Source organism: Desertivirga arenae (genome assembly GCF_017355785.1).
GTDB lineage: Bacteria > Bacteroidota > Bacteroidia > Sphingobacteriales > Sphingobacteriaceae > Desertivirga > Desertivirga arenae.
Map to the genome: position 1 here is coordinate 1 of NZ_JAFEWE010000023.1, position 25,415 is coordinate 25,415.

Sequence of the window (25,415 nt, forward strand, 5' to 3'; positions counted from 1 at the left end):
CATGCATTAGTAATGATCGATCATGAAAGTCAGATGGCATTCGCTACAAAAAGCATTGACATAAATGTACTTCGCCAAAATACAGGGATTGTAGCCGGTGCAGGAAAGATCTTTAAGGTTCCAACAATCATTAGTACCGTTTTCGAGAAATCATTTGCAGGACCGGTGTTCCCCGAGATCCAGGAGTTCTTTCCTGCCGGCAATTATATCGACAGAACGACCATGAACACCTGGGAAGACCCCAAAGCACATAAAGCAATCACCGGAACAGGTAAAAAGAAAATCGTATTTGCAGGGTTGTGGACAGAGGTCTGTGTGGTAGGCCCAGTGCTATCTGCCATCGAGGAAGGTTATAAAGTGTACTTCATTTCCGACGCTAGTGGAGGTGTAAGTCAGGAAGCACATGAAATGGCGGTACAACGTATGATCCAGGCAGGAGCGCAACCTATCACTTCTATTCAGTACTTGTTAGAGCTTCAACGCGACTGGGCAAGACAAGAAACTTACAAGCCAGTTACTGACCTGGTTAAGAAATATGGCGGCGCCTACGGCATCGGAATTCAGTACGCTCACGACATGTTAAAACATTAGTTTGATTAGTTAGGGTTGACTGGCAGGCTGAGAGGCCTGCCTTTTTTGTACAGTTATGAAAAATTTAATCTTAGCTTTTTCTACCATCCTTTATTCTTCTTCCTTGTATTCGCAAAGCGAACATCAGGACAGCTTAGTTGAACACCATTCCACTCCAGTTTCAATTGAAGCAAAAAAGAATAAAGAGATTATCAAACTTTCAGCAGACTTACGCTACCGCGGAGTATACCTCGAAAACGAGGATTTTGGAGAGAGTCCTCATAAATCGGAATCCTATTCCTTATTTCGAGCTCTAACTGGTGTCAGACTGGCTCCAACTAAAAATCTAAGCTTTTTTGGTCAGGTTCAGAGTAGTCTGATCGCTTCAAAGCAGTATCAGGTTAGTCCTGTTGATAGGAATGAGCTTGATCTCCATCAGGCTTCTGCCGAATTCAGCCAAGGGAAATTAGCAGTCCGCTTTGGAAGACAAGAATTGTCTTATGGTTCTCAGCGGCTAATTTCTGTGAGAGAAATACCGAACAACAGACAGGCATTTGATGGAATAAAAACCTCTTATAAAGCCGGGAATACTTCGCTTGATCTTTTATACACCACTTATGTGAAGGCGAAGGAGGGCATCTTTGATGACGAGGCTTTTAAGGGACCTCATCTTTGGGGAGCGTACCTGACGAATAAGAAACTTGCGGGACCTTTGGGTGCGGAACTTTATTACCTGGGATTACATAAACAAAAAGCAGCATTTGCAAATCGAAAGGGAGCAGAAGAGAGACATTCTATAGGAACAAGGCTTTTCGTTAAGAACGCGGGGATCAATTATGATCTGGAGGCTGTTTATCAATTTGGAAGCATTGGGAAAACAAGTATTTCTGCCTGGACAATATCCTCTTATCTTCAGAAGAAGTATTCCGCTGTTCCGTTAAAACCGATGGTAGAGCTTAAAACGGATGTTATCAGTGGTGATAATAACAGGGAGGGAAAATTCGGTACTTTCAATCCTTTATTTCCTAAAGGTGCATATTTCGGACTTGCTGCCTTAATTGGTCCAGCTAACCTGCTGGATATACACCCTTCTCTGGGATTGGAAATTAACCCAGACAAACTAATGATCAACCTGGAGAGCCTGTTCCTGTGGCGTTATTCTGTAAAAGATGGCGTCTACGGAGCCAACGGGGCATTGGCTTTTAACGCGCCTGAATCGAACGAGCGGTATATAGGCTCCCAATTTGCCGGAACTCTGAATTACACCCCTATCAAAAATTTCCTGTTAAGGGCAGAGCTTACTTTCTTTAATACAGGTGATTTTTTGAAAGCTGCTAGTCCGGGTAAGGATATGGTTTTCGCAGCCATTACCACACAGATTAAGTTATAAGTACCCGTTGATATTCAGTCATTTTACTATCCTTCCTTAACCTATGTTAAGCTCCTTCCTTAACCCCGGTCAAGGCTCTTTCTTACCTCAGGTCATTTCCCTCCCCCGCCCTTTGCTACATCTTTGAAATGTCGAAACCATCAAACACAAACACGTAAAAAACAAGAAATCATGAAAACGCTAATCAAATCAATCGCAGCAGCATTCATCTCCACAGTAGTATCGGTGGCAGCCTATGCTCAGAAGCCAGCAGCCAATCTTTTAAGTCCAACAGATCATGCATTAGTAATGATCGATCATGAAAGTCAGATGGCATTCGCTACAAAAAGCATTGACATAAATGTACTTCGCCAAAATACAGGGATTGTAGCCGGTGCAGGAAAGATCTTTAAGGTTCCAACAATCATTAGTACCGTTTTCGAGAAATCATTTGCAGGACCGGTGTTCCCCGAGATCCAGGAGTTCTTTCCTGCCGGCAATTATATCGACAGAACGACCATGAACACCTGGGAAGACCCCAAAGCACATAAAGCAATCACCGGAACAGGTAAAAAGAAAATCGTATTTGCAGGGTTGTGGACAGAGGTCTGTGTGGTAGGCCCAGTGCTATCTGCCATCGAGGAAGGTTATAAAGTGTACTTCATTTCCGACGCTAGTGGAGGTGTAAGTCAGGAAGCACATGAAATGGCGGTACAACGTATGATCCAGGCAGGAGCGCAACCTATCACTTCTATTCAGTACTTGTTAGAGCTTCAACGCGACTGGGCAAGACAAGAAACTTACAAGCCAGTTACTGACCTGGTTAAGAAATATGGCGGCGCCTACGGCATCGGAATTCAGTACGCTCACGACATGTTAAAACATTAGTTTGATTAGTTAGGGTTGACTGGCAGGCTGAGAGGCCTGCCTTTTTTGTACAGTTATGAAAAATTTAATCTTAGCTTTTTCTACCATCCTTTATTCTTCTTCCTTGTATTCGCAAAGCGAACATCAGGACAGCTTAGTTGAACACCATTCCACTCCAGTTTCAATTGAAGCAAAAAAGAATAAAGAGATTATCAAACTTTCAGCAGACTTACGCTACCGCGGAGTATACCTCGAAAACGAGGATTTTGGAGAGAGTCCTCATAAATCGGAATCCTATTCCTTATTTCGAGCTCTAACTGGTGTCAGACTGGCTCCAACTAAAAATCTAAGCTTTTTTGGTCAGGTTCAGAGTAGTCTGATCGCTTCAAAGCAGTATCAGGTTAGTCCTGTTGATAGGAATGAGCTTGATCTCCATCAGGCTTCTGCCGAATTCAGCCAAGGGAAATTAGCAGTCCGCTTTGGAAGACAAGAATTGTCTTATGGTTCTCAGCGGCTAATTTCTGTGAGAGAAATACCGAACAACAGACAGGCATTTGATGGAATAAAAACCTCTTATAAAGCCGGGAATACTTCGCTTGATCTTTTATACACCACTTATGTGAAGGCGAAGGAGGGCATCTTTGATGACGAGGCTTTTAAGGGACCTCATCTTTGGGGAGCGTACCTGACGAATAAGAAACTTGCGGGACCTTTGGGTGCGGAACTTTATTACCTGGGATTACATAAACAAAAAGCAGCATTTGCAAATCGAAAGGGAGCAGAAGAGAGACATTCTATAGGAACAAGGCTTTTCGTTAAGAACGCGGGGATCAATTATGATCTGGAGGCTGTTTATCAATTTGGAAGCATTGGGAAAACAAGTATTTCTGCCTGGACAATATCCTCTTATCTTCAGAAGAAGTATTCCGCTGTTCCGTTAAAACCGATGGTAGAGCTTAAAACGGATGTTATCAGTGGTGATAATAACAGGGAGGGAAAATTCGGTACTTTCAATCCTTTATTTCCTAAAGGTGCATATTTCGGACTTGCTGCCTTAATTGGTCCAGCTAACCTGCTGGATATACACCCTTCTCTGGGATTGGAAATTAACCCAGACAAACTAATGATCAACCTGGAGAGCCTGTTCCTGTGGCGTTATTCTGTAAAAGATGGCGTCTACGGAGCCAACGGGGCATTGGCTTTTAACGCGCCTGAATCGAACGAGCGGTATATAGGCTCCCAATTTGCCGGAACTCTGAATTACACCCCTATCAAAAATTTCCTGTTAAGGGCAGAGCTTACTTTCTTTAATACAGGTGATTTTTTGAAAGCTGCTAGTCCGGGTAAGGATATGGTTTTCGCAGCCATTACCACACAGATTAAGTTATAAGTACCCGTTGATATTCAGTCATTTTACTATCCTTCCTTAACCTATGTTAAGCTCCTTCCTTAACCCCGGTCAAGGCTCTTTCTTACCTCAGGTCATTTCCCTCCCCCGCCCTTTGCTACATCTTTGAAATGTCGAAACCATCAAACACAAACACGTAAAAAACAAGAAATCATGAAAACGCTAATCAAATCAATCGCAGCAGCATTCATCTCCACAGTAGTATCGGTGGCAGCCTATGCTCAGAAGCCAGCAGCCAATCTTTTAAGTCCAACAGATCATGCATTAGTAATGATCGATCATGAAAGTCAGATGGCATTCGCTACAAAAAGCATTGATAAGGCATCGGAATTCTTTACGCTCACGACATGTTAAAACACTAATTTCTATTCTTCACTTCAAAACCAGGCAGGTCAACCTGCCCTCACCTTTACATCATGAAAAAGTTATCCCTGTTCTTCGCTTTGGCACTACTCAATACTACTGCCCTTAAGGCTCAGCATAAAGCAGACATTCTACTAATAAATGCAAAAGTAAATACCCTTGATGATAAGCAGCCCCTGGCAGAGGCAGTGGCAATATCGGGTAATAGAATCCTGGCAGTTGGCAAAACAACAGAGTTAAGCAAGTACAGAACCTCTGCTACTCAAGTGATTGATGCAAAAGGTAAAACGGTAATACCCGGACTGTTTGACAGCCACCTGCATGTGATCAGGGCAGGCAGATTTTACAATAGTGAGCTTCGCTGGGATGGGGTAAAAACGCTGAATAGGGCACTTGAAATGTTAAGGGAACAGGCCAAAAGAACACCAGAAGGGCAATGGGTTCGTGTTGTGGGTGGTTGGAACGAATACCAGTTCGAGGAGAAAAGGCTTCCCACTATTGAAGAGATCAATGCGGCAACAGGGAATGTTCCAACCTTTATTTTATACCTGTACGGGAAAGCCTGGGTGAACAAGGCTGGTTTGCAGAAGCTGAACATTCAGGCAGAAACCCCTAATCCGGCAGGAGGCTTAATAGAAAAAGATATTCAGGGAAATCCTACAGGACTTTTAGTGGCAGAACCTAATGCTTTCATCCTATATTCTACCCTGGCTAAACTGCCCGAGCTGGGTGGTAGCGAAAAAGTTAACTCTACCCTGCAATATATGACAGAGTTAAATCGCCTGGGAGTGACAGCAGTTATGGATGCTGGTGGTGGTTTTCAAAATTTCCCCGACGATTATGCGATTACCGATTCCTTAAACCGACTTGGGAAAATTACAGTTCGCCTTCCTTATTACCTCTTTGCACAGAAAAAGGGTACAGAGATGAAAGACTACGGCAAATGGATCAAGGATGTGGATATTCATCATCATGAAAGTAATGGTGTGAATGAGGTGGATTACCATGTGCAGGGTGGAGGTGAAAACCTGGTGGCTGATGCTGCAGATTTCGAGAATTTCCTTTTCCCTCGTCCTGAGCTTCCAGCAAGTATGGAGAGCAGTTTAAAACCGGTGCTGCAACTATTGATAAAGAACAGATGGCCATTCCGCCTGCATGCTACTTATGATGAAAGCATCAGCAGGGATCTGGATGTGATTGAGGCAGTAAATAAAGAAACACCTTTAAATGGATTAGTCTGGTTTTTTGATCATGCAGAAACGATCAGCGAGAAAAATCTTCAACGGATAAAAGCGCTTGGTGGAGGAATTGCAGTTCAACACCGGATGGCTTACCAGGGAGAATCCTTTATTCGCCGGTATGGTAAAGCTGCCGCTTTAAATTCTCCTCCGGTAAAGAGGATGTTGGAATTAGGTATTCCGGTAGGCCTGGGAACAGATGGAACCCGTGTTGCAAGTTATAATCCCTGGGTTGCTTTATACTGGATCACCAGTGGAAAGACTATTGGAGGCAATGAGGTCTTAGCCATGGAAAATATTTTGGATAGGAGAACGGCTTTGAAATTAATTACCAGCGGGGGCTATGAGCTCATCAAGGAAAATGCAACTAAAGGAAAGATCAGTAAAGGCTTTTATGCAGATCTGGTCATTCTTGATAAAGACTACTTTACTGTTCCTTCCGAAGAAATTAAATCCATATCATCAGAATTGACCATCGTTGATGGAAAAGTAGTTTGGGCAGGCAAACCCTATTCTCAACTGTCTGCTCCAGCTTTACCTGTGATTCCAAGTTGGAGCCCTGTAAATCACTATGGTGGTTATCAAATCAAGTAGAAAAATGAACAACTTATTAATATTTAACAGGGCAGAATCTTCAAGGCTCTCGCTGAACATTAGCCTACTGTTACTTCGGGTAGGTATTGCAGGAGAATTGTTCTTCGTGCATGGACTTAAGAAACTAGGTGTAGGAACAGGAGTGGCAGAGGCTGTACCCAACCCCTTCCATCTACCAGAGACTCTTAACTACTGGACTGCCGTATCTGCGAACCTCTTTTTTCCAATACTGGTAATGGTCGGTCTTTTTACCAGATTGTCGGTAATTCCAACACTGGTGGTCACCTTAACCGGCTATTTCATTGTTCATGCGAACGATCCTCTCCTGGAAAAAGATATTCCTTATGTATACAGTCTGGTATTTATTTTCCTATTGATTGCAGGACCTGGTAAATTCTCAATCGACTACTTGATCTCAACCAAGAAAAAGGTAAGAAGTTAGAAAGTGATGGCAGACATGAAGGAGATGGTTCTGATAAGCAACTGACTGGCCTAAGCCGCGCCCATCTTTCGAATATGTAAAAGGTGTGAAAAAAAGGCTGTGGCCATCGTTTTATGCTCCAGGTAGGTGACATCAAACTCTTTGCAGGTTTCTTTCACCAACTTATTTATTTTGGGATAATGGATGTGACTTACTCCAGGAAACAGATGGTGCTCAACCTGGAAATTCAATCCACCTAAAAACCAGGATATCACTTTACTTTTTGTAGCAAAATTCGCCGTTGTGCTAATCTGGTGAATAGCCCACTCCTTCTGAATCTTATGAGAATCTTTATTAGGTTCCGGAAACTGCGTACCTTCTACCACATGAGCAAGTTGGAATACCATACTTATTGAAAAACCACATACTATAGCTGCAATAAGGAAACCCGTTATTGCCCATATCCACCCTACCATGATTATAGGTATAATAAGATAGATGGTTAGATAAGAAACCTTTGTGATCCAAAAAATAATATGCTCTTTTAAAGGAATCGGTTTAGCTTCAGGAGATTTCGTGATCTTAAAGTATTTTTCAAAGTCCTGATATAAGATCCACACGATATAGGATATTCCGTACAGGCAAACCCAGTAGTAATGCTGGAACTTGTGGTAAGATTTCTTAGGTTGCTCCTGGTGCATACGCATGAACTTTATATCGATATCATGATCTAATCCTTCGATGTTAGTATAAGTATGATGCTCGATATTATGCCTTTGTTTCCAGAAGTAAATAGTGCCTCCCAGGGCATTCAAAGAATATGCGGAAACATCATTTAACCATTTATACTTCGAGAAACTACCATGTCCTCCTTCATGCATGATATTAAAGCCGATAAAAGCAAGGTTACAGCCAAACAAAACACAAAGCAAAACAGAAACTGCTATACCAGGAGTAAAGAAAACCAGAAAAATATAAATGCTGATAGCTGAAGAAACGATTAGAAGACTTTTAGATAGAAGGAGTAAATCCCCGGTTTTTGACACCCCGTTTTGAGCACAGTAAGCGTTAACCTTCTCCTTTAAAGCTTTGAAAAAAACAGGATTTGAATTTTGGAAAGTGATTTTTGTCATAAAGTAGTATGCCTGGTCTATAATAGGCAAAGCAGAAATCGCTTATTTAACAGGCAGATTATAAATTAACGTAATTAAAACAGTTATATCGAGTAAAATGAATAATACATATTAAATATAATAAGCTTCAGGGTAACGAATAGTCATTCTTATTTTTCGCCTTCATTTTTAGAACGGGGACTTTTATAAAAATGACCAACAATAAAATCTAGTAAAGGAACACTGATAAACATCATCCAGGGAACCAATGAAATGGTTAGGACGAAGGTTCGCTGATATAATGGCAGCGCAGCAAGGGTCACGTTCCGTTAATAGTTCTCGACTCCTACTAAGATCGTTTACTAAGATAGTAGCTGATCTCCATAAGCCATTTAGGGTTGTGACAACCTTTAATGTTCTTCGCGGTCCACTCCCCCCTTTCGTTTTTAAGAAAATCAATACGAACATTATAATCTGGGATAGCGACAGAACATCTTATTTGATCAAATTCAACGATTTGAGCTTTTATTGCCAGTCGACTAAAATCTGATAACACAATTTCTTTCTCCATTTTTTCCTTTCCAAAACCGGCGTAAACTCATCTAATTTAAAACCCATTATTGCTAATAATGTTTACTAATCAAGTTTAAACAACCGCTTTCTGAATCTGAACCGGAAAAAACATTGAATGATACGCTCAACATTCCCATGTGATACTTACCTGGGTTAGACAAAAGAACCACGGCCTTACTCTCCCAAGATACAGAAAATCCACATTACAACTTTCCTGATCCGGCAAAGGCAACTGGAACAGAAGAAGAGTTTACCCCACTTCTACCAAGTTGCTGTTTATCATGCTTTTTATTCATTACGAAGCTGAGGTAAAGTCAATACAAAAGTAGAGCCTTTTCCCGGCTCGCTTTTCACTTCGAGGTTGCCAGAATGTGCACGCACTATCTCAGCCGAAATATAAAGACCGATCCCTAAACCCGAAAAGTTAAAATTCTTTCCTTCCGCTCTGAAATACCTATGGAACACCTTCTCTTGATTCTCTGGAGAAATTCCTATTCCAAAATCGGTTATCGCAATCTTAACCTCTGTTGCCGAAGACTCGGCATTGATGATGATCCTGGATCCGGTAGGAGAATATTTGATTGCGTTTGAAATAAGGTTTCCCAGCACTTGCTCCAGTCGGTTCCGATCGCCTTGGATAGTAACATCCTGTATATCCTTTAAATCCTCGACCAGGATTTGATGAGAAGGGCTAAGTTGCTGTGCAAAGACCACAATATCTTCAAGCAGATCAGTTAATCTTACTTCTTCAAAATTGTAAAGCATGCTTGAGGTGTGTATCTTCGAAATTGTTACCAGATCCCGTAAGTTTTATCAGCATATTCCTCCAGGATCAACAACTGCAGTAAGGTTTTTGTCAATTCGTCCATGCACTTACTACCAACGCTATTGCTAATTTCAATAAAAGGATTTATTTAAAACTAGCTAATAGCCCCAGGGCTGTTTCAAAACTTATTTGACTAAGAGGAAGAACCAAATCTTCCGGATAGGTTATTATTAAAAAAAGCAAAGAAAATGCTTGATAATGCAGAGCTTTTAAAGATTAAGAGGGTTGAACTGTAAAAGTAAAGCTTCTACATGCGGCAATGCGGGTGGCAACAATACATCCTCCGTTTCCCCATACGTTACATGATATGCCCCTTAATGACTCATTCTCTCTCCCTTTCTGCCCAACTGATCTAATGCCGCTCTGAAAGCAGTTGCCAGTTGCACCGCTGGTCCTTTTCCCAGGTAATGAAGGAATATCATTCTGGGGCTGTCTCCCAACATGTGGTTATGCAATGCAACAACTTCTATGTTATTAGCCCTCAAGGATCGAACAACAGCGTTCACTTCATGCTCCAGCATGGCGATATCACCAGCGATATAGGCATTCTCACTTGTTCCTGTAAAGGAAGCCCAGGAATTTAAGCCAATTGAAGCAGTTATTTCAGCACCCATAGCAATAACTTTAAGGTCATTCCTTCCAATCGTATACTTAATAGTAGGCCCATTGATAGCTGCTTCATACTTGACTACTGCGTTCAGTTGAGCGACGTCAAAAATATCTTTTCCGGTTTTTAGAGGAGGAGCTCCGGCCGGGCTCTGGTTTTTAGGCGAAATCTTTGAGGCACTAATTGCCGCAGCATATTTCTTTGCAAGTTCTTCAGGGCTTCCTACGCCGTGGATGTGCATATAGAAAATGCGGGGCGACTCGTAGAAGAAATGATTGTGGATGGCACTAATTTCTAAACCATTTGCATGAACTGCTGAAATGAGCGGATTAACTTCTTCTTCCAGTAAAACTGCATCGCTCATTAAAACAGCTGACTTTCCATCTAAGGTTCTCTTTATTGAAACCCAGCCACCAAAGCCAAATGCAATAGGAACAGGTTCAGCTTTAACTGTTACTTTCAGATCATTTCTAGGCAGCGGTACTGTATAAACAGCTTCTGCATCTTTATAGGTCCCCTTCCTGCCTATAACTGCTTCGATCGCTGCAATCTCTTCAGCTGTAAGGGCGGGAGTCTTTTTATCCTTAGCCAGAAAAGCAGCATCAGCCGATTTAAAGTTCAGCATGGTGGCACCAAACAAGAACGTTCCTGCTTTTAGCAAGGTTCGTCTCGAAAAAGAGCTTAATGATTTGTTTTCCATTTCAGTATAATGCAGGGTAGTATCTTAATTTATCTAACAATGATTATGTTTTCCATAAACATATTTTTCCGCTTTCTTGTCGCCTTTGTTAAAAACTCTTAATGATCACCCCTATGATAGCTGCAACAAGGATCACGTGGGGCTCTTGAAGCTTTTTAATATAGATCAGGGCGAAGACAGTGACAATAGCCAGTAAAGCGGTTGGAATATCGAAAATAGAGCGTGTGCCGATAATAATAACAGAGCCAGCTAAAGCACCAACCACCGACGCAGTAATTCCGTCAACAAATGCCTTTATGCTACGATTCTTGGCAATCTTTTTAAAAGAGGGTGCCAGTATTACGGTGAACAGGAAACAAGGAAGGAACGTTGCAGCCGCAGCTACTGAAGCGCCAGGGAAGCCTCCTACCAGGTAACCGATAAAACCAACCGTAATTACAACCGGTCCCGGAGTGATCATCGCTACAGCTACTGAATCCACAAATTCAGCTTCAGTAAGCCATTTATATTCCTGAACCACTCCAGCATGTAGAAAAGGTACAATAGCAAGACCACTGCCGAAAACAAATGCACCTGCTTTCGCAAAGAACAAACCTATCTTTATTAAAGTATCGTCGGAGTATTCCCAAAAACCTATACCAGCCAGAAGTATAGACTGTGCAGTTGCCGGCTTCTTTATCCATTGAGGAGGCGCCTTAACCAGCATATAGATTAGTCCCGTCCCAATAAATAGTAGCACTTCCTCCCGTTGAGTAATAACAGTAACAATCACCCCTGCTAGATAAAAGACCCATAATAGCCAGTTGGACTTAACAGCCTCTGCATTCAATTTACTGATGGATTTAATGGTTAGCTTGTAAACGCTCATACTGATGATGCCTATCACAGCCGCTCCAACACCGTAGAACACGGCTTGCATCCATGGAAGTCCGCTATACAACTTGTAAGCCATACCCAGCAGTAATACCATGATAAAAGACGGCAGAACGAAAGCTAGTCCCACCAGGGTCGCACCGAGCAAACGATAATGAACAAAGCCAATATAGATGCCCAATTGAGCTGCCAATGGCCCGGGAGCAAGTTGAGCTAAAGCCAGGCCCTCTTTATATTCCTCTTCCGTTAGCCACTTTTTCTGCTCTACCAGATCCCTTTGCATATAACCAACAAGGGCAACAGGCCCCCCAAATCCCCAGGTTCCTAACTTTAAAAAATAGAGGATAAGATCTTTCAAACTATAGGGAATAGAAGTAGAGACTGTGTTCTCTGCCTTATTCATTTCAACTGTTTTAGTTTCAGACTCCATAATAACAAGATTAAAGATTCGTAGCGATGAGGATAGGATGAAGCCGGTAGGGTTATTACCGGCCAGATTGGAAAATATTAGCTTACTCTAAAACCCTAATCCAAATTGGAAAGCGATGGTTGCAGAAGTAGGTTTATCATTTCCGAAACGAACCGGTACAGGTACCGCTACAAAAATACTGCTGTTCTTATTCTTCTTAACCACCTTGTTGATGATGGGCGTAAAACCATATCTCCCTGAAGTTTCGAAAGCTGCGCGACCAACGAAGGTAAAACCATGACCTAATGGAGCCAGCACACCAGGGTGAAATAAGAAATTACTCATTTTATCAACCCCTTTCTCAGATTTCACAAAAGGGACCACTTCGAATGAAAAACCAACTTTTGAAGATTTAATAATGTTTATTCCCGTCGGCATTCCTACAGTATAGCTTCCATCAAAGTTGGTGTGAGTTCCCTCACTGCTAAATGTTACTATAGGGTGAATTATGCCTACATACCCGGCAATTTTCGGAAAAGTTGCAGGTTGTGTTTGCGCAGCTCCTGTTTGGCTTAAACCAATAAGAGCTCCAAGGACTGATGTGATTGTTAAAGCTTTCTTAGTAATAAATAGTAAAAATTTCATCATAGTTCATTAAGTCTACAAAGCTAATAGGACAATCTAAGCTATGATAGAACGGGATTTACTATTTGTATAGTTTTTACCTTTATTACCTTTAAATCTCTCTACATTTATGATTCATATCCTTCCATATCCTATTTTCTGTCGTTTCCATCACCATAAACAAGCAATAGCCAAAGCATAGAGTACCACCTTTTTTCCCCACCGCCTATCAGCTTACCAAGCATTCTCTGAAGGGGTCTAAATAATCCAGTTGCTTGTCCTCAAATAACTGCTCCAGAGCTTCACAGCCGTTCTCAATTTTATAGTCCCGTTCTCTCTCTGTAATCGGTAGGAGCCAATAGCAATGAATCGTTTGGCCGTTCAGTTCAAATATTTCAAGTTCTTCACCATCCATGTAGGGCAAAGAAATAAAGCCATGGTCGCATTTGGAATCTCGAAGCCAGGGTCGACCAATATTAATAGTGTGATGGATGTTTAAGGGCGATCCGTTTCTATGATAGGAGGCACAGACTGTTAAAAGTTCAACTTGGGCTTCATCTTGTTGAGGCGAAAAAACAAAAAGCTCTATTAGGTGGTCATCCAGGCGATCCAATGACATACCTACAGTACAGTAGGTCCAGTAAGGGTGACGAACATTCGGTTTAAACTCTAAAACATAGAAATCTGGATGTAATTTCTCTTTAGGTCCTTTTTCTAAGAGCCTAGGTATTCCTTCGATCCCGAAATAATTTTCATAATGTTTTCGGAGGCTCGTTCTGAATGTGCTGGTCGTTTGTTGCTTCAAGTCGGTCTTAATTTCTTTCTCGTGGTTTTACGCTTGTTTTTACCAGTAAACTTTGCTCGCAATAGTTTAAGGTGGGGTTACCGGCCAGCATTTTTAGCAACGCTATCTCCCAAATAACTTCGATAGAAATCCTTTTTTAACTTGCCTTTCAATTCCCCAAAGTAACTCAGAGTCGTGTCGCCTAGCTCTTTCTACGTTAGGTCCGAATTTACCCCAAGCAAAACCGCTTTGATTCGGTTTGTTTCGTAAGTCTGCAATTACAAAATTTTCCGGAAGTGATAAGGCAAAGTCCTTTACAATCCTATCGCTAGATTGTCTGGCGTTTTCAAGTTCAACAAAACCGTCTTCTTTCTTCCATATATCCATTACGATCTTTTCGTGTATTAGATCAAGATTTGAATTCTTGCCATTTTTCCCAAACTCATTTACGTGCTCAATAAATTGGGTCAGACTATCCGAATGTTTAACAACAACCGCTGGGTCATGGCATACATAAAATACATTTCTCCAGTTTCCATTATTGTTAACATCTATGATCCAGAAGTTGCCAAATCCGTCACCAGCCAGTTGAACCGAATTTGGGAAAAGCATTTCCAACCCAAATTGCCCAACACCGTCAAAAGTTATTTCTTCAAATCCGTAGAATTCAAATCCACTCGAAAATTTGAGAAGTTCTTTGATTTCACCTGGTATTATTCCTGTTGGAAGCCTCCGAGATAGGTCTTCAAGTTGCAGGTCTGACAATCCGGGTTTAAGCTCAACTTTGTATTCCTCTCCGTCTTCTGAAATATATTGCTCTCCCAAAAGGCATTGTAGTTGTTCGACTGGCTTCATTTCTTTTATTGTCATTTAGATGCTGCTTAAGCTCGTTCAAACTCTCTTCGGGCATTTGCCCAAATTCACTTACGTTTTACTGGTCGCTTAAGCGATTATAAGAAAGTTGTAATTCTTTATTGATAATCTGGCCTTCATTTTTCCGATCTATTTTTCTTCTATCAGACTTCAGCTTTCTCATGTTTTTATTTACATGGCCCACGCACATCTCAGATTCTGCAAAATACGATCCCTGTTTGACCATCAATCCATTCATTGGGCATGTTTCATATCCGCAATTATGCTTCGAATATTCGCCAAAGTTTTTATGTCTTATTTTTTTATCTCGTAGTATCCTTTCTTGATTTAAGACAATATTTCTCCATAATTCTCTTTTGTCGCCAATTGTAAGTTCTGTCCCTAATGTTTTCACCTTAATATAGGTCCAGGGATCTTTTAATTGCAGGAATTCGAATGTTTTATCAAAAAACCTATTGGCATAATCCCTGATAAAGATCTTCTGATTCAAGTCGAGATTAATATTCTCTGTTAAAGACCGGTATAAACCGAGGGTATTGAAATCAGAATAATTCTCTTGGTTTTCAATAAAAAATTTATATTCTTCGAACGTTAAGGTATTAAAAGGTCTTCCTATTTTCATTACTGTGGGTCGTTGGTCTGGTTATGTTACTGATATATTGTAATTGAAAAATGCACAACAGACTTTCAGCTTCCTGCACTAAACCGTATCGTATCCCTAACCAGCTCTCTATCTTTCTTGTTAAAACTTGGTAATTCAGATACTATTTGCGGATTTACAGAAAGCCGTTCAGAGATGATTTTATAAGCGATGTCCAGAATAAAGTTTGTTAATTCATTTTGTTTGTTGTATTCATGCTTGATCACCTGAAGAAAAAGCTCCTGATCTTTAACTTGTACTTCCGTAGAATAAATATTAGAAATCTCTGTTTTGAGCGTTTTAATATCCTTTATATTATTGAAATAGTTGTTCAGACAGTTGAACGAATCTCTGTCTGACCTCCAACCCTGTAGCAACAAAGTCTGGGCCGCCTCAATATTCTGCATTTTGTTTTTGCTAAGTAAGGCAGCTTTCACGTACTGGTGTTTCTGACTATACGCATCAACAACTTTTTCGAAGTAATGCATCGCCTCTACCCGGTTTTGCAATTCAAGGTAAAGATCTCCTACTTTTTCATTTTCATTGAGTTCTTTGTAAATCTCAATTGCTTCCGCATACATCCTCCCTTTTTCATAACAAGCTGCGGCTTTACCTTTATTAAGACAATGTTTAATATAGATCGCTGCAGCTTCTGCGTACAAGTTGCCCTCCTCCAGTGTTTCAGCAGCCTTGAGGTAATTCTTGAGCAGTTTAAGGTAAATAAACGCAGCTTTTTCGTACTCCTTTTTCTTAATTAAATCCAGGGCAGTTTGTTGATATTGAGCCTGTAACTGGTAAAATTTATCTCCAATGTAGACATTGCCTGAGCCACCGGAAACCGAAGAGCCCGCTGTTAAGGAAAAGTCCAGCCAGCGTTTTGCCCAGCCCATACCCGCAGGAGTACTTTCACCACGTGTAACGCCCCTTTCGTCTAGCGGAATTGCATACTTCAAAGCTTCCTCCGGATTATTTTTTAGAAAGTCCAGCAGGCGGTCCACCTGGTTTTGATTCCTAAATTCAAGTTCTTCAAAATCTTCTTTTAAGTTCTCTGTCCAGCTTTCATCTTTTCCAAAAATACTTTTCGAAAAAGCAGCAAGCCCCGATAAGATAGGTTTTTGAACAGCTCCTCCTTTCCCTTCAGGCTTTTCTTTAGAAAAGAGCAATTTATAAGCTTCTAATTTGGCTTTTTCAAAGAGGTTTAAAGGCTTTATTTCTTCATTTTCCTTTTGAGGGAAGCTTTCATTCTCGAGGCTTTTAATAACTTCTTCTGGTGGCGGACAAGAAACCTGAAAACTCTTAATAGATCCTGGAATTCTAATGCCGGGAACTGGAGAATCAACACGATGAGGAATTAATAAAGGAGCTTCGATATATACTTCCCATAGAATTTTTTGCCCAAGCTCAACAAGCCCAAAATCAGGATGAAAAACCAGCTTTTTATCAGATGTTAATTTACGTAACTCTGCTTCCGTGACGGATGGAAAAAGACAAGACCGTTCAGGAATATATACTAACCCGTTAACCGATTGCAAGTATTGATTTCTTCCAATATCTAATACTTTTACATTCGAAACCACTACACAACCATAAACAGAATTCGCTGTATTTCCAGGAACAGGGAACACATCTGCCTGATTCAAATGGATGCCCATCAAATTAAGTTCTGTTAACCATTGTACCAATGATCCTCCCCGGATTAGAATTCCATTTAAAGGCCAGGCGTTTTGGTGATGTGGTTTAATTCTAAGCTCCATTTTTAATTGTATCCATAAAGGCATCAATATATCTTGAAAAAAAAGTTTTTGGCGTTAACATTTCCATTTTTGGATATTCGTCGCTTATCTCAATTGTTGCCATACCTCCTGCTTTTTCCAGCGCCCGTCTTAAATCGTTAGCCTTAGTTAAAGTAAGATCTTCAAATAATAAAACTGGCACAGTGTCTATTATAAATATAGATTCTCCTAACCCATTTCTTCCAAATTCATTAATCAAACCGGCTATTTTTGAAGGATCAGGACCAACCTGCCTTAAAGTAATGCTCGCCTTTTGCTCTTTGTAAAAGTACTCGCTTCCTGAAAAAGCAGCGTGGGTTGCCACTCCCAAGGCAGCATCTAAAACCGCAGGAATGTAAATATCCGGAATTTGAACATTGCTACTTTTTAAAATAAACAAACCGGAACGCTTAACCTCAACAGAACTTCCATCCTTAAAGACAAACCTATTCCTGCTATCAAGGCTAGCTTCAGCTTGCACATCAAGAAAGCCGCTTTGGTCAAGTTTAATTACCCCTCCATTATTAATATGAAGTTCATGAACGTTAAAAACTAAGTTATTTGTTTGATTGATAAACACACGGTTGACGTTCTTCAGAATAACTGATTGATACGCCATCTTTTGAGAGATGTCAGACAACTGCTTTTTCCGCTCTTTTTCCTTATCGAGAATGAATTTTGGAAATACGCTATTCTTGCTAACCTCACCTTTCAAGTCGATGGTCCAGTTATTATCCGAGGATATATAGTAGAACAAATCATTGTGAAATAAAAAGTTATTCTGCGAACTTTTAAACTGTTCAAACTTGGATGTAGCAGATGCACCTGTTTTTAGATTGAGAATAAAGATCTTTCTATCCTGAACCCTGAACAATAGCAGAAAATATTCATTGAATGAGCTAAATCCTATTTCACTAAAGGCAGGGGCGAAAGGTAGGTTTTCTGCAACCAGTTCCCATCCTCGTTCGTGCTTCTTTGACCATTTATCAAAAAACCTGTAGACCTTCTTATCCGAAGAAATTTGAAAGATCGCTCCATTCCCCGTAATAAATGTCTTAACATTTTGTGGAGTCCGAAGAAGAAGGGGCAGGTTAGCAAAATACCTATTCTGCTTTTTAGGGCCAGGCATAGATCTCCACAGCTGTTGTAAGGGAAGTTGGAACTCCTGGATATGCTTCTTATTTTTCTGCTGACGTTTTGAGAGAGAAACTTTCCCCTCCGAATCTATGGCAATCCAATAGTTGAAAAAGTCGTGATATTCACTCATCAACCTTTGCATCTCCTCCGATCGCTGGCTATCTACAGAGGAAATAAAAAACACCTCCTTTTTAACGCTTTTATCCGAAAATCTCTCGATAAAGCGTTGAATTCCTTTCACGGGATGCAAACAGCCACTCAAAATTTTGCTACTTTCTATCAATTCATGAACGCTGCCGAATGAAAGCTTATAGAAATCTTCACCAACAGCATAAGCAACGCAATCCATATCCGTTTTTGGGTGTTTTGCTATCGCCAGCATTATTGCATAAGCTATTGCTTTGGGAGTGCCCCAGTTTTTCAGGGAAACATCAATGAGCAAAAACCGCTGCAGTTTATTATTTTGAGGAGGAACCTCCCGGTTAAGATACAAGGCTTCATTATTGGCTAATCTTGATAAAAATAAGAGATCATCATTCGCAAATTCAGATATGAGGAGTTTATCGAAGTCGCCTTTGTTAGTCAGATCAGAAACGCCTCCAATAGGTTGTTCGCTTGGTAATGAATTATGGAAAGGTATAGTTAGTGCGCTCCATAAGTGTCGGATGAGCACGGCGATAGAATGAGTTTGTTGATCAGCTATCCATTGATCAATTAAGCTTTCCGGCTTTACAATTGGATTTGTGATCTTAAGATCGGTGATTACTTCTTCACCCAACTCAGCTAATGAAGCCATTCTTTCCAGAATCACTTCGGCATTCGGGAACCTTCTTTCAAGTAAACTGAGGGTCCGGATCTCCTGTATAATTAGCTCTCCTGTTAAAAACCCCTTTTCAACTAGCTTGTCTTTAGCAGAAGGATCCGAAGTATAATCACTAACTATTCTTCTTGATTTGCTGATAGAAACTATATTATGGCAGGATTCGAAAATTGCTTGCAGTAAAAGCAACCGCTTTTCGCCTTCTTTATACTGAGAAGGCAATTCTGATAAAAGTTTACAGAAGGAAACAGCACGAGCAAGGTCACTATCTTCGGTGGTATTAAGAGCTTTTAACAGAATACTATATACAACGTCTATATTACTTGATCCTTCGGCGTTGGTAGCGATTACTGCAAGCAATAAAGACCCAAACGGAGGTAATCCCTGCGGACTAAGCTTTCGCAGCATCGCGATGATAAAATCACGGTAGGCAATAGTACTCGAATTAGGAATAGCCAAAACTTCTGTACCCTCTTCCCATTGCCAGAAGTAGTCGTGGTAAGATTGAAAGTATCTGTTGAAATTCATCTACAAAGCTGTCTCGTTTATATTTTTCATACTTCGTCGAAATGAACCCAAGCTTAGTGCTGAAAGTTGATTTTTTCTGATGACAAAGTAACTCGAGTCTTCATTCCAAATGATCCAATTTGTGCCCTTGGCATTCAATATATAAGACAAGTCATCCGATAATAAAGGAGGATAAAGCTCATACCCGGCAGGGATAATGAAATCCTGATGCTGCCAGTAGACTTTTGCTGCTAGCGGAAGCAGAGGTTTTCCGAGTAAAAAGGCAAAATTAGGCCTGATTATCGCCCAGCTAATATTACTTAACCTTATTGCCGGAGCTGTACTCAAGTAGCTTTCAAGAATATTAAGAGGCACAATCATAGCATAAGCTTCTCGTTCAATCAACGTGGGTTCAAGGCTTATTTTCAGTTTTTCCTCCAAGCCAAAATAATTATGGTTGAGCGAGGGCAGCTTTACTGGTAATCCCCGCTCAATGGGCGACCACAACATTGAGGGAAGATTCCGTTCCGGGAGCAAGCTGTCTTTAAAAAATAATTTCCCGCCTTTTTCATAATATAACTTCTTGTCAGGAATGCTCTTTACCTCTACAGAATTAACCTGATCAGAAGTAAATCCTTTCAGCCATATTAAGCTTTCACAGAAGCCAATCATCAGGTTATTCCAATGCCTGATCGCTCCCAGATCATCCCTTTGGATATCATCAACAGACAAATAAAAAGTTATAGCGTTTGTAAGATCTTCTGCCATAGCCCGTCAATTTCCGTTTGTATATGCTGTTTGTGTTCGCCGTTCTTTACCCAGGAGCTCCTCGTTTGTACGTATCTTAGTTTATCTTTAATCACGTTCTGCTCTTCGAAAGACAGCTTTCCGCTCTCCCACTTATTCTGTAGCAGTATTACCTCTTTTATAAGATCTTCTGCATTAGGGGTCTTATTAGCGAAAGCCTGGGGATGTGCACCCTCGGGGCTCTCTTTTTCGATGATCTGATCAATAATACCTGACAATATTTCAATCTGCTCTTCTGTATCCCAGATGTACTTCACCACCCATAGATCAGACAAAACAGCAACTTTCCGCCCGCTCATCAAAGCACTTGCAGCTAAAAGGTTCTGTATTTTAACAGCCCGTCTGTCGGATACCTTAATGCCCGTATTCCTTAAATTGTGCACGAGGTCTACATATTGTTTTCGAATTGGAGAAAGGTCAACCTCCTTTCTCTGTTTCTGCAACTCAAGGATCTCATGAGGCATTATCTCGGACCTGTTAAGTCCCGCATCATTCTGAAGTTTCCATCCGGCAAGTAAAACCTGGTCGAGAAGATCGGTATCAACATAATCACATCGCACACGGATTAAAAACCGGTCGAGCAAGGCATTTAAAGCATCATCTTCAGGCATTACGTTACTTGCTCCGACAAACATCAGCGCAGGTAACTTTCTTGTTTCCTTGCCCCGTCTGAATATCTTTTCGTTAAGGGCAAGTAATAAGCTATTGAGAATTGCACTGTTGGCATTGAAAATCTCATCCAGAAAGACCATTGAGGCTTCCGGCATCATTCCTTCAGTATTCGTTATAAGATCTCCGTTCTTAAGAGCACGAATATCAAAAGGGCCAAAGATCTCGTTAGGCTCGGTGAACCGGGTAAGAAGGTATTCAAAATTTTTTCCTTCAATAATACATTCGGAAAGGCTACGAACTATGGCGCTTTTCGCTGTTCCGGGGGGACCTAGTAAAAAAGCATTTTCGTTTGCTATCAAACAGACTCCAAGCAAGTCAACAATTTCATTTTTCCCTACAAATGAGTTTTTAACGTAAGAAAGAACAGTATTTAATTTATCAATTCCAGTCATAAGGAGGAAGTTCGGGCTTTATAAAATCGGTCCAGAGTTGAGATGCATATATTCCCAGGTCTGAACCTATTCGTGGTGCAAAAAAAGGGTGATGAGCTAGCTTTAGATTTCGCTTATCTACGATGCGATTTAAGTACAATTGCATCAGACATCTACTTTGCTCGAGGTTTTGAAAGCTTAAGCCTTCGTGATTTAAGCTATATGAAATGGCGGAATAATGCCAATCGTGCAAAAGGTTTTCCAATATTTCGATAAGTGCATCTTCCGGATCTATTACCTTTAATTGGATGAGAATGTCTGGAAGAAAACGAAGGGAAAGGTCTGCAGAAAGGATTGCACCAGGTGTTATTTGTCCGGGAAATTCCCTGAACAGGTTAGGAAGGTCCTGAGCGCTGTTCTGTCGGTAGAGCAAAAATTGTGCAGCAGTATATAGAATCCTTGCTCCCCATAGCGCTGCAGCTTCGTCAAATTCCGGAACCTCAAATGGATAATCTAATTGCTCGTCCTCGTACTCACACTGCAAGAAGGTTCCAACTTGCGCTTGATCCTCTTCGGAAATTGCCGGAAAGTTCCCATACAACATAATCTCCTCATATACGCGTAGATGAGTGATCGTTTTCAAATAAGGTGAAGGTTCTGAAGACATTAAAAGATCAAGAAAAAGATTGTGTTTTAAGACAAGCAATTTAGGATTTTCCTGTTAAATATTTAACAGGAAAATAATTCATTAGCCACTATACTTTAGCTTTCATTCAACGCGAGCAAAGCTTACGGTACAATTGAGCTGAGACCTGTATATTACTTTTAAAATTCCAGCAGCCAACCTGTTCCAACTATATACGCTCTTCAGCATTCCAATTCCCTTTAGCTGGTCGCTGGGTTATTTATGTATATATAAATAACTTGGCCGCCTTACTTACCAATTTTACCATTCTTCTTCAGCACCTTTATGATCTTATGAAAGATGTCGGAGTTCGGATAAACTCCCGTAAATTCACGAGCTCCCGGACCGTAGGCAAATACCGGCACCATCACCCCAGTGTGGTCGTCGGTACTGAAGTTTGCTCGTACCGATCGATTAGCGGCCGATGCATCCAATAAGGACAAGCCGCCAGTCTCATGATCTGCAGTTACAATAACCAATGTCTCGCCGTCCTGGTCTGCAAAGCTCAGCGCTTCGCCTACCACCCGGTCGAAATCATGAAGTTCTGTGATTACGTAGGGAAGATCATTCGAATGGCCACCATAATCTATCTGCGCACCCTCTGCCATGATAAAAAACCCTTTTTTGCTTTTGGAAAAGAGGCGTACAGTTTCGGTCAGCGCTGTACTTAACATATTTCCCCTACCGTCTTTTACCGGCCTGCAAACAGAATCATCCAATAATACCAAGTGCCTGCCGTTTTCCACCGCTTTTAATCCATCCAGACTAGTAAGCATGGAATATCCCTTTTTCTCTAAGGAGGGGATTAAGGTTTTATCAGGATTGTCTGTAAAACTTTTCCTGTTGGAGCCTATCAGGATATCAACATTGCTATTAAGAAAGTCATGGGCAATGTCAAAGGACATGGAACGGTCCAGACGGTGCGCATAAAAAGCTGCCGGGGTGGCATCGGTTATATCGCCATTGCTGATAATTCCGCTGCTCATTCCCAAAGCTGCAAGGCGATCAGGTAATGCGGTTAAATTTTTTCCGGCAGCATCTACACCAATATACCGGTTGTTTGTCTTCTGACCAGTGGCCATAGCAGTGGCGCCTGCAGCTGAGTCGGTGATATCTGAATTGAGGGCCCTAGTACCAGAAAATCCAATATTCCGGAATAATGAAAGATTTAGAGCACCTCCATTCGCCGCAAGGGCTGCCTGAATCTGATTTAAGCCCATTCCATCCCCAATTAAAAGGATGATGTTTTTGGGTGATTTTTCAATACCGTCGTTTCTATAGTGGGGCTGGTATAAGGAGTAAGTCTTAGGACTTTGGTACATTGTCTTATCTCGTTGTGCATAGAATTCGCGCAACTTGTCGGGATGATCCGTCCCTATCCAATCCGCTCCGAGGTTCTCCAACTGCATCCAGCTGGTCGGATTATCCTTGGTAGCCCAAAACCTGAAAGGTTTCTCCAGCTGATGTGCTTTGGTCACCACCGCCCGTAGCTTCAACAGGTCCCGAGGTGTGGGAGTACCTTTTCCATTCCAGGTGGAATAAGAGCCGAGCGCATCGCTGATCATTCCTATCCGCTTCAATTGATCCCCACTGTAAGTAATTTCGGGACGTCCATCAAAAAAGATATACTCTGGAAACTCTGAAAACATCGCGGGAGGAGGAATATCCCCACTAAGGACAATTCGCACCGAATGCTTTGCTTGTCCAGGGTCAAATACATCACGATAAGCCTGCAAGGATCGTATCAGGACAGGCAGTACCTTCTTGTAATTATCCTTGAGGTCTATCACCAGTTGCAGGCTACGGCTGGTATCGGCATAGATCCTTCCCCTATTGGCCCGGAAGTACCGGGAAATTGGTGTTAGATACAAGCTGTCGAGCGTCCTGGATGGATCGATAGACTTTTCCTCATGCGCAACCAGCAGCTTCCCATCCCTCAAAAACACATCGGCTTCTATTGAGCCGAGTCCTGCCTGATAGGCCCGTAGAAAGGGAAGATCCTGCTCATAATCGTTGTGACTGTGCCCTCGGTTGATGTTGTATGAGCTTTGGGCATAAGAAGACGCTCCTGCCATTAGCAAGAAAGAGAGCAGCGGAAAAAAGAATTTTTTGTTCATAATAATGAAAGCTGCCGGAATTGACCGGCAGCTATAGATCTAACGGATAGCTTACCAACCCGGGGTCTGCTTGTATTTATTGTTACTTCTGGATATTTCGTCGGGACTAATTGGCCAGGCCATATGTTTGTTCGGATCAAACTTCCTTGCTGGCCATACTTCCTTAATTGTATAAGAAGAGTTTGGATCTGTTTTCACTGCGTGAATTCGCCCATGCAAAGGAGCATTGATCTTCGCAAAATCGCCCCATCTTTTGAGGTCATAAAAGCGGTCGGTCCACTCACAGGCCAGTTCTACCCTGCGCTCGTGCTTCAGATCATCCATCGTCGGACTATTTATGTCAGGTAAGCCAACACGTGCCCTGACCTCATTCAGCGGCCCCGCTGCATCAGCATTTCGCCCCATTTTAATCAAAGCTTCTGCTTTAAAAAGAAGAATCTCGGCGTAACGCATCAGGGGAAGATTAAGAGTAGTAGTCGGGTAATCGCCACTAGGATTGATCTGATTATTCGTCCCGGCATTACCATTCGTACCGTAGGAGTATGGCTCCATGTATTTATTGATTTGGAAACCGGAAAGACTATTGGTCGAGAAATAGGAACGCTCCTCACCAAAGTAGGTAAACTTATCTCCAAACTTCAGGATAGTCACTTCGCGACGCGGGTCATTCGCTTCGTATTCCTCATAAAGTTCTTCTGTGGGCTGGAAATAGCCCCAACCATTGTAAATACCCCAACCCTTATTTTCAAGAATGACTCCCGGAAACTCAGAGCCCCCCTGAATTCCCGATGTTACCGACCAGATATATTCTGAGCTCCAGTTATTTGCAGTAGTGAATACGGAGCGATAATTTGCTTTTCCACTTCCTTTTCCGGTAATAAGCGCTCTGTTTCCTTCGGATTTGATCTTATCACAAAGGGGAGGAATCAAAGCCCACTTAGAAGGATCGTACTGAGCCAGGTAAGCATAGGTTTTTACCAGATATCCCCAGGCTGCTACCTTATGCGCACGACCGCGATCGGCAGAGCCGTACGACTCGAAAAAGGGTAACAGTTCTGCTGCCTTCTCAAAGTCTTTAATAATCTGCTCATAGTTATCTTTCACCGAGGGGAGTTGTGGCGCAATGCGCTTCTCAAACTCGGGGTTTTCAGGACCATCAAAAGGGACGCCCTGGTCTTTGTGGCCCCAGATATAAGCCAGCCAGAAGTGTGCGAACCCACGAACAAAATAAGCCTCACCAAGAGCCCGGTTTTTCAACGCCTCAGAAGTATTTGTAGCCGCCGGAACATTCGCAATCACCTGGTTGGCCTTGTTCATCATAAAGTATAGGTCATTCCAGCCTCCGGTGAGATAGCCTTCGCGGCCAGTTGGTATGAAGTTCTTAATATTTTCCCCATCTGCTTTCACCCTACCAACAATAAGGTCGTCGCTGGCGTTTTGCACCCAGAAAAGGTCTCTTCCCCAGGTCGACTCGTACCGCATCGGCACATACATGGAAGCTACTGCCTTTTGTACGTCTTCTTCGCTTTGCCAGAAATAGGCAGTGGTGGGAGAACCATTTGGTTTTGTATCTACCCAGGCATCGTTACAGGCGCTGGTTCCTAAAACAATGGTAAGAACCAGTGCCGGTATATAGTTAATCTTAAATTTCATTGCAATGTCTTTGTTAATCATAT

General features: G+C 41.6%; 23 protein-coding genes. 7 read left to right on the plus strand and 16 right to left on the minus strand.

The window, feature by feature from the left end:
* The 7 genes from J4N24_RS24785 to J4N24_RS24815 all read left to right on the plus strand — a co-directional run.
* Window positions 1-591: hydrolase (locus tag J4N24_RS24785; protein ID WP_207536433.1), on the plus strand; the 591-nt coding region annotated here is incomplete at its 5' end.
* Window positions 592-646: 55 nt separating this feature from the next.
* On the plus strand, window positions 647-1,960 hold the full coding sequence (locus J4N24_RS24790; protein WP_207536434.1) for an alginate export family protein: 1,314 nt from the start codon (window positions 647-649) through the stop codon (window positions 1,958-1,960).
* Between the two features lie 171 nt (window positions 1,961-2,131).
* On the plus strand, window positions 2,132-2,827 hold the full coding sequence (locus J4N24_RS24795) for a hydrolase (protein ID WP_207536435.1): 696 nt from the start codon (window positions 2,132-2,134) through the stop codon (window positions 2,825-2,827).
* Between the two features lie 55 nt (window positions 2,828-2,882).
* Window positions 2,883-4,196 carry an alginate export family protein gene (locus J4N24_RS24800; protein WP_207536434.1) on the plus strand — a complete coding sequence of 438 codons (1,314 nt, stop codon included), beginning with the start codon at window positions 2,883-2,885 and terminating at the stop codon, window positions 4,194-4,196.
* Between the two features lie 171 nt (window positions 4,197-4,367).
* Entirely contained in the window at window positions 4,368-4,568 is a 201-nt protein-coding gene (locus J4N24_RS24805; RefSeq protein ID WP_207536436.1) for a hypothetical protein, read from the plus strand.
* A 62-nt stretch (window positions 4,569-4,630) separates the two neighbouring features.
* On the plus strand, window positions 4,631-6,409 hold the full coding sequence (locus J4N24_RS24810; protein ID WP_207536437.1) for an amidohydrolase: 1,779 nt from the start codon (window positions 4,631-4,633) through the stop codon (window positions 6,407-6,409).
* Window positions 6,410-6,413: 4 nt separating this feature from the next.
* Window positions 6,414-6,851, plus strand: a complete 438-nt coding sequence (locus J4N24_RS24815) for a DoxX family protein (protein ID WP_207536438.1) — start codon at window positions 6,414-6,416, stop codon at window positions 6,849-6,851.
* 50 nt (window positions 6,852-6,901) lie between these two features.
* Here the strand turns inward: J4N24_RS24815 and J4N24_RS24820 are convergent, their stop codons facing one another.
* The 16 genes from J4N24_RS24820 to J4N24_RS24895 all read right to left on the minus strand — a co-directional run bounded on the left by J4N24_RS24820 (window position 6,902) and on the right by J4N24_RS24895 (window position 25,392).
* A complete protein-coding gene (locus tag J4N24_RS24820) occupies window positions 6,902-7,963 on the minus strand; it encodes a fatty acid desaturase family protein (protein WP_207536439.1) in 1,062 nt (353 codons plus the stop codon).
* Between the two features lie 328 nt (window positions 7,964-8,291).
* Window positions 8,292-8,513, minus strand: a complete 222-nt coding sequence (locus J4N24_RS24825) for a hypothetical protein (protein WP_207536440.1) — start codon at window positions 8,511-8,513, stop codon at window positions 8,292-8,294.
* Between the two features lie 290 nt (window positions 8,514-8,803).
* Window positions 8,804-9,280 carry a sensor histidine kinase gene (locus tag J4N24_RS24830; protein ID WP_207536441.1) on the minus strand — a complete coding sequence of 159 codons (477 nt, stop codon included), beginning with the start codon at window positions 9,278-9,280 and terminating at the stop codon, window positions 8,804-8,806.
* A 375-nt stretch (window positions 9,281-9,655) separates the two neighbouring features.
* The gene (locus tag J4N24_RS24835) at window positions 9,656-10,648 is read right to left on the minus strand and encodes a DUF1259 domain-containing protein (RefSeq protein ID WP_207536442.1); all 993 of its coding nucleotides are present in this window, start codon (window positions 10,646-10,648) and stop codon (window positions 9,656-9,658) included.
* Between the two features lie 88 nt (window positions 10,649-10,736).
* Window positions 10,737-11,951, minus strand: coding sequence for a chromate transporter (locus J4N24_RS24840; RefSeq protein ID WP_242691807.1), 1,215 nt, complete (start codon window positions 11,949-11,951; stop codon window positions 10,737-10,739).
* Window positions 11,952-12,038: 87 nt separating this feature from the next.
* Window positions 12,039-12,578 (minus strand): hypothetical protein, encoded by a 540-nt coding sequence (locus J4N24_RS24845; RefSeq protein ID WP_207536443.1) that lies wholly within the window; start codon window positions 12,576-12,578, stop codon window positions 12,039-12,041.
* 205 nt (window positions 12,579-12,783) lie between these two features.
* Window positions 12,784-13,359 carry a suppressor of fused domain protein gene (locus tag J4N24_RS24850; protein WP_207536444.1) on the minus strand — a complete coding sequence of 192 codons (576 nt, stop codon included), beginning with the start codon at window positions 13,357-13,359 and terminating at the stop codon, window positions 12,784-12,786.
* A 102-nt stretch (window positions 13,360-13,461) separates the two neighbouring features.
* Window positions 13,462-14,208, minus strand: a complete 747-nt coding sequence (locus J4N24_RS24855) for an SMI1/KNR4 family protein (protein ID WP_242691808.1) — start codon at window positions 14,206-14,208, stop codon at window positions 13,462-13,464.
* A gap of 61 nt (window positions 14,209-14,269) precedes the next feature.
* The gene (locus J4N24_RS24860) at window positions 14,270-14,833 is read right to left on the minus strand and encodes a hypothetical protein (protein WP_207536445.1); all 564 of its coding nucleotides are present in this window, start codon (window positions 14,831-14,833) and stop codon (window positions 14,270-14,272) included.
* Window positions 14,834-14,898: 65 nt separating this feature from the next.
* A complete protein-coding gene (locus J4N24_RS24865) occupies window positions 14,899-16,605 on the minus strand; it encodes a bpX3 domain-containing protein (protein WP_207536446.1) in 1,707 nt (568 codons plus the stop codon).
* A complete protein-coding gene (locus J4N24_RS24870) occupies window positions 16,595-19,108 on the minus strand; it encodes a hypothetical protein (RefSeq protein WP_207536447.1) in 2,514 nt (837 codons plus the stop codon). Before J4N24_RS24870 ends, J4N24_RS24865 begins: the two co-directional genes overlap by 11 nt.
* Window positions 19,109-19,855 carry a hypothetical protein gene (locus J4N24_RS24875; RefSeq protein ID WP_207536448.1) on the minus strand — a complete coding sequence of 249 codons (747 nt, stop codon included), beginning with the start codon at window positions 19,853-19,855 and terminating at the stop codon, window positions 19,109-19,111.
* Window positions 19,828-20,958 (minus strand): AAA family ATPase, encoded by a 1,131-nt coding sequence (locus J4N24_RS24880; protein WP_207536449.1) that lies wholly within the window; start codon window positions 20,956-20,958, stop codon window positions 19,828-19,830. The genes J4N24_RS24875 and J4N24_RS24880 overlap by 28 nt, the downstream gene beginning before the upstream one ends.
* A complete protein-coding gene (locus J4N24_RS24885; protein ID WP_207536450.1) occupies window positions 20,945-21,604 on the minus strand; it encodes a conflict system bpX4 domain-containing protein in 660 nt (219 codons plus the stop codon). Before J4N24_RS24885 ends, J4N24_RS24880 begins: the two co-directional genes overlap by 14 nt.
* A 266-nt stretch (window positions 21,605-21,870) precedes the next feature.
* Entirely contained in the window at window positions 21,871-23,739 is a 1,869-nt protein-coding gene (locus J4N24_RS24890) for an alkaline phosphatase (protein ID WP_242691809.1), read from the minus strand.
* 51 nt (window positions 23,740-23,790) lie between these two features.
* A complete protein-coding gene (locus J4N24_RS24895) occupies window positions 23,791-25,392 on the minus strand; it encodes a RagB/SusD family nutrient uptake outer membrane protein (RefSeq protein WP_207536451.1) in 1,602 nt (533 codons plus the stop codon).
* Window positions 25,393-25,415 lie beyond the last annotated feature (23 nt).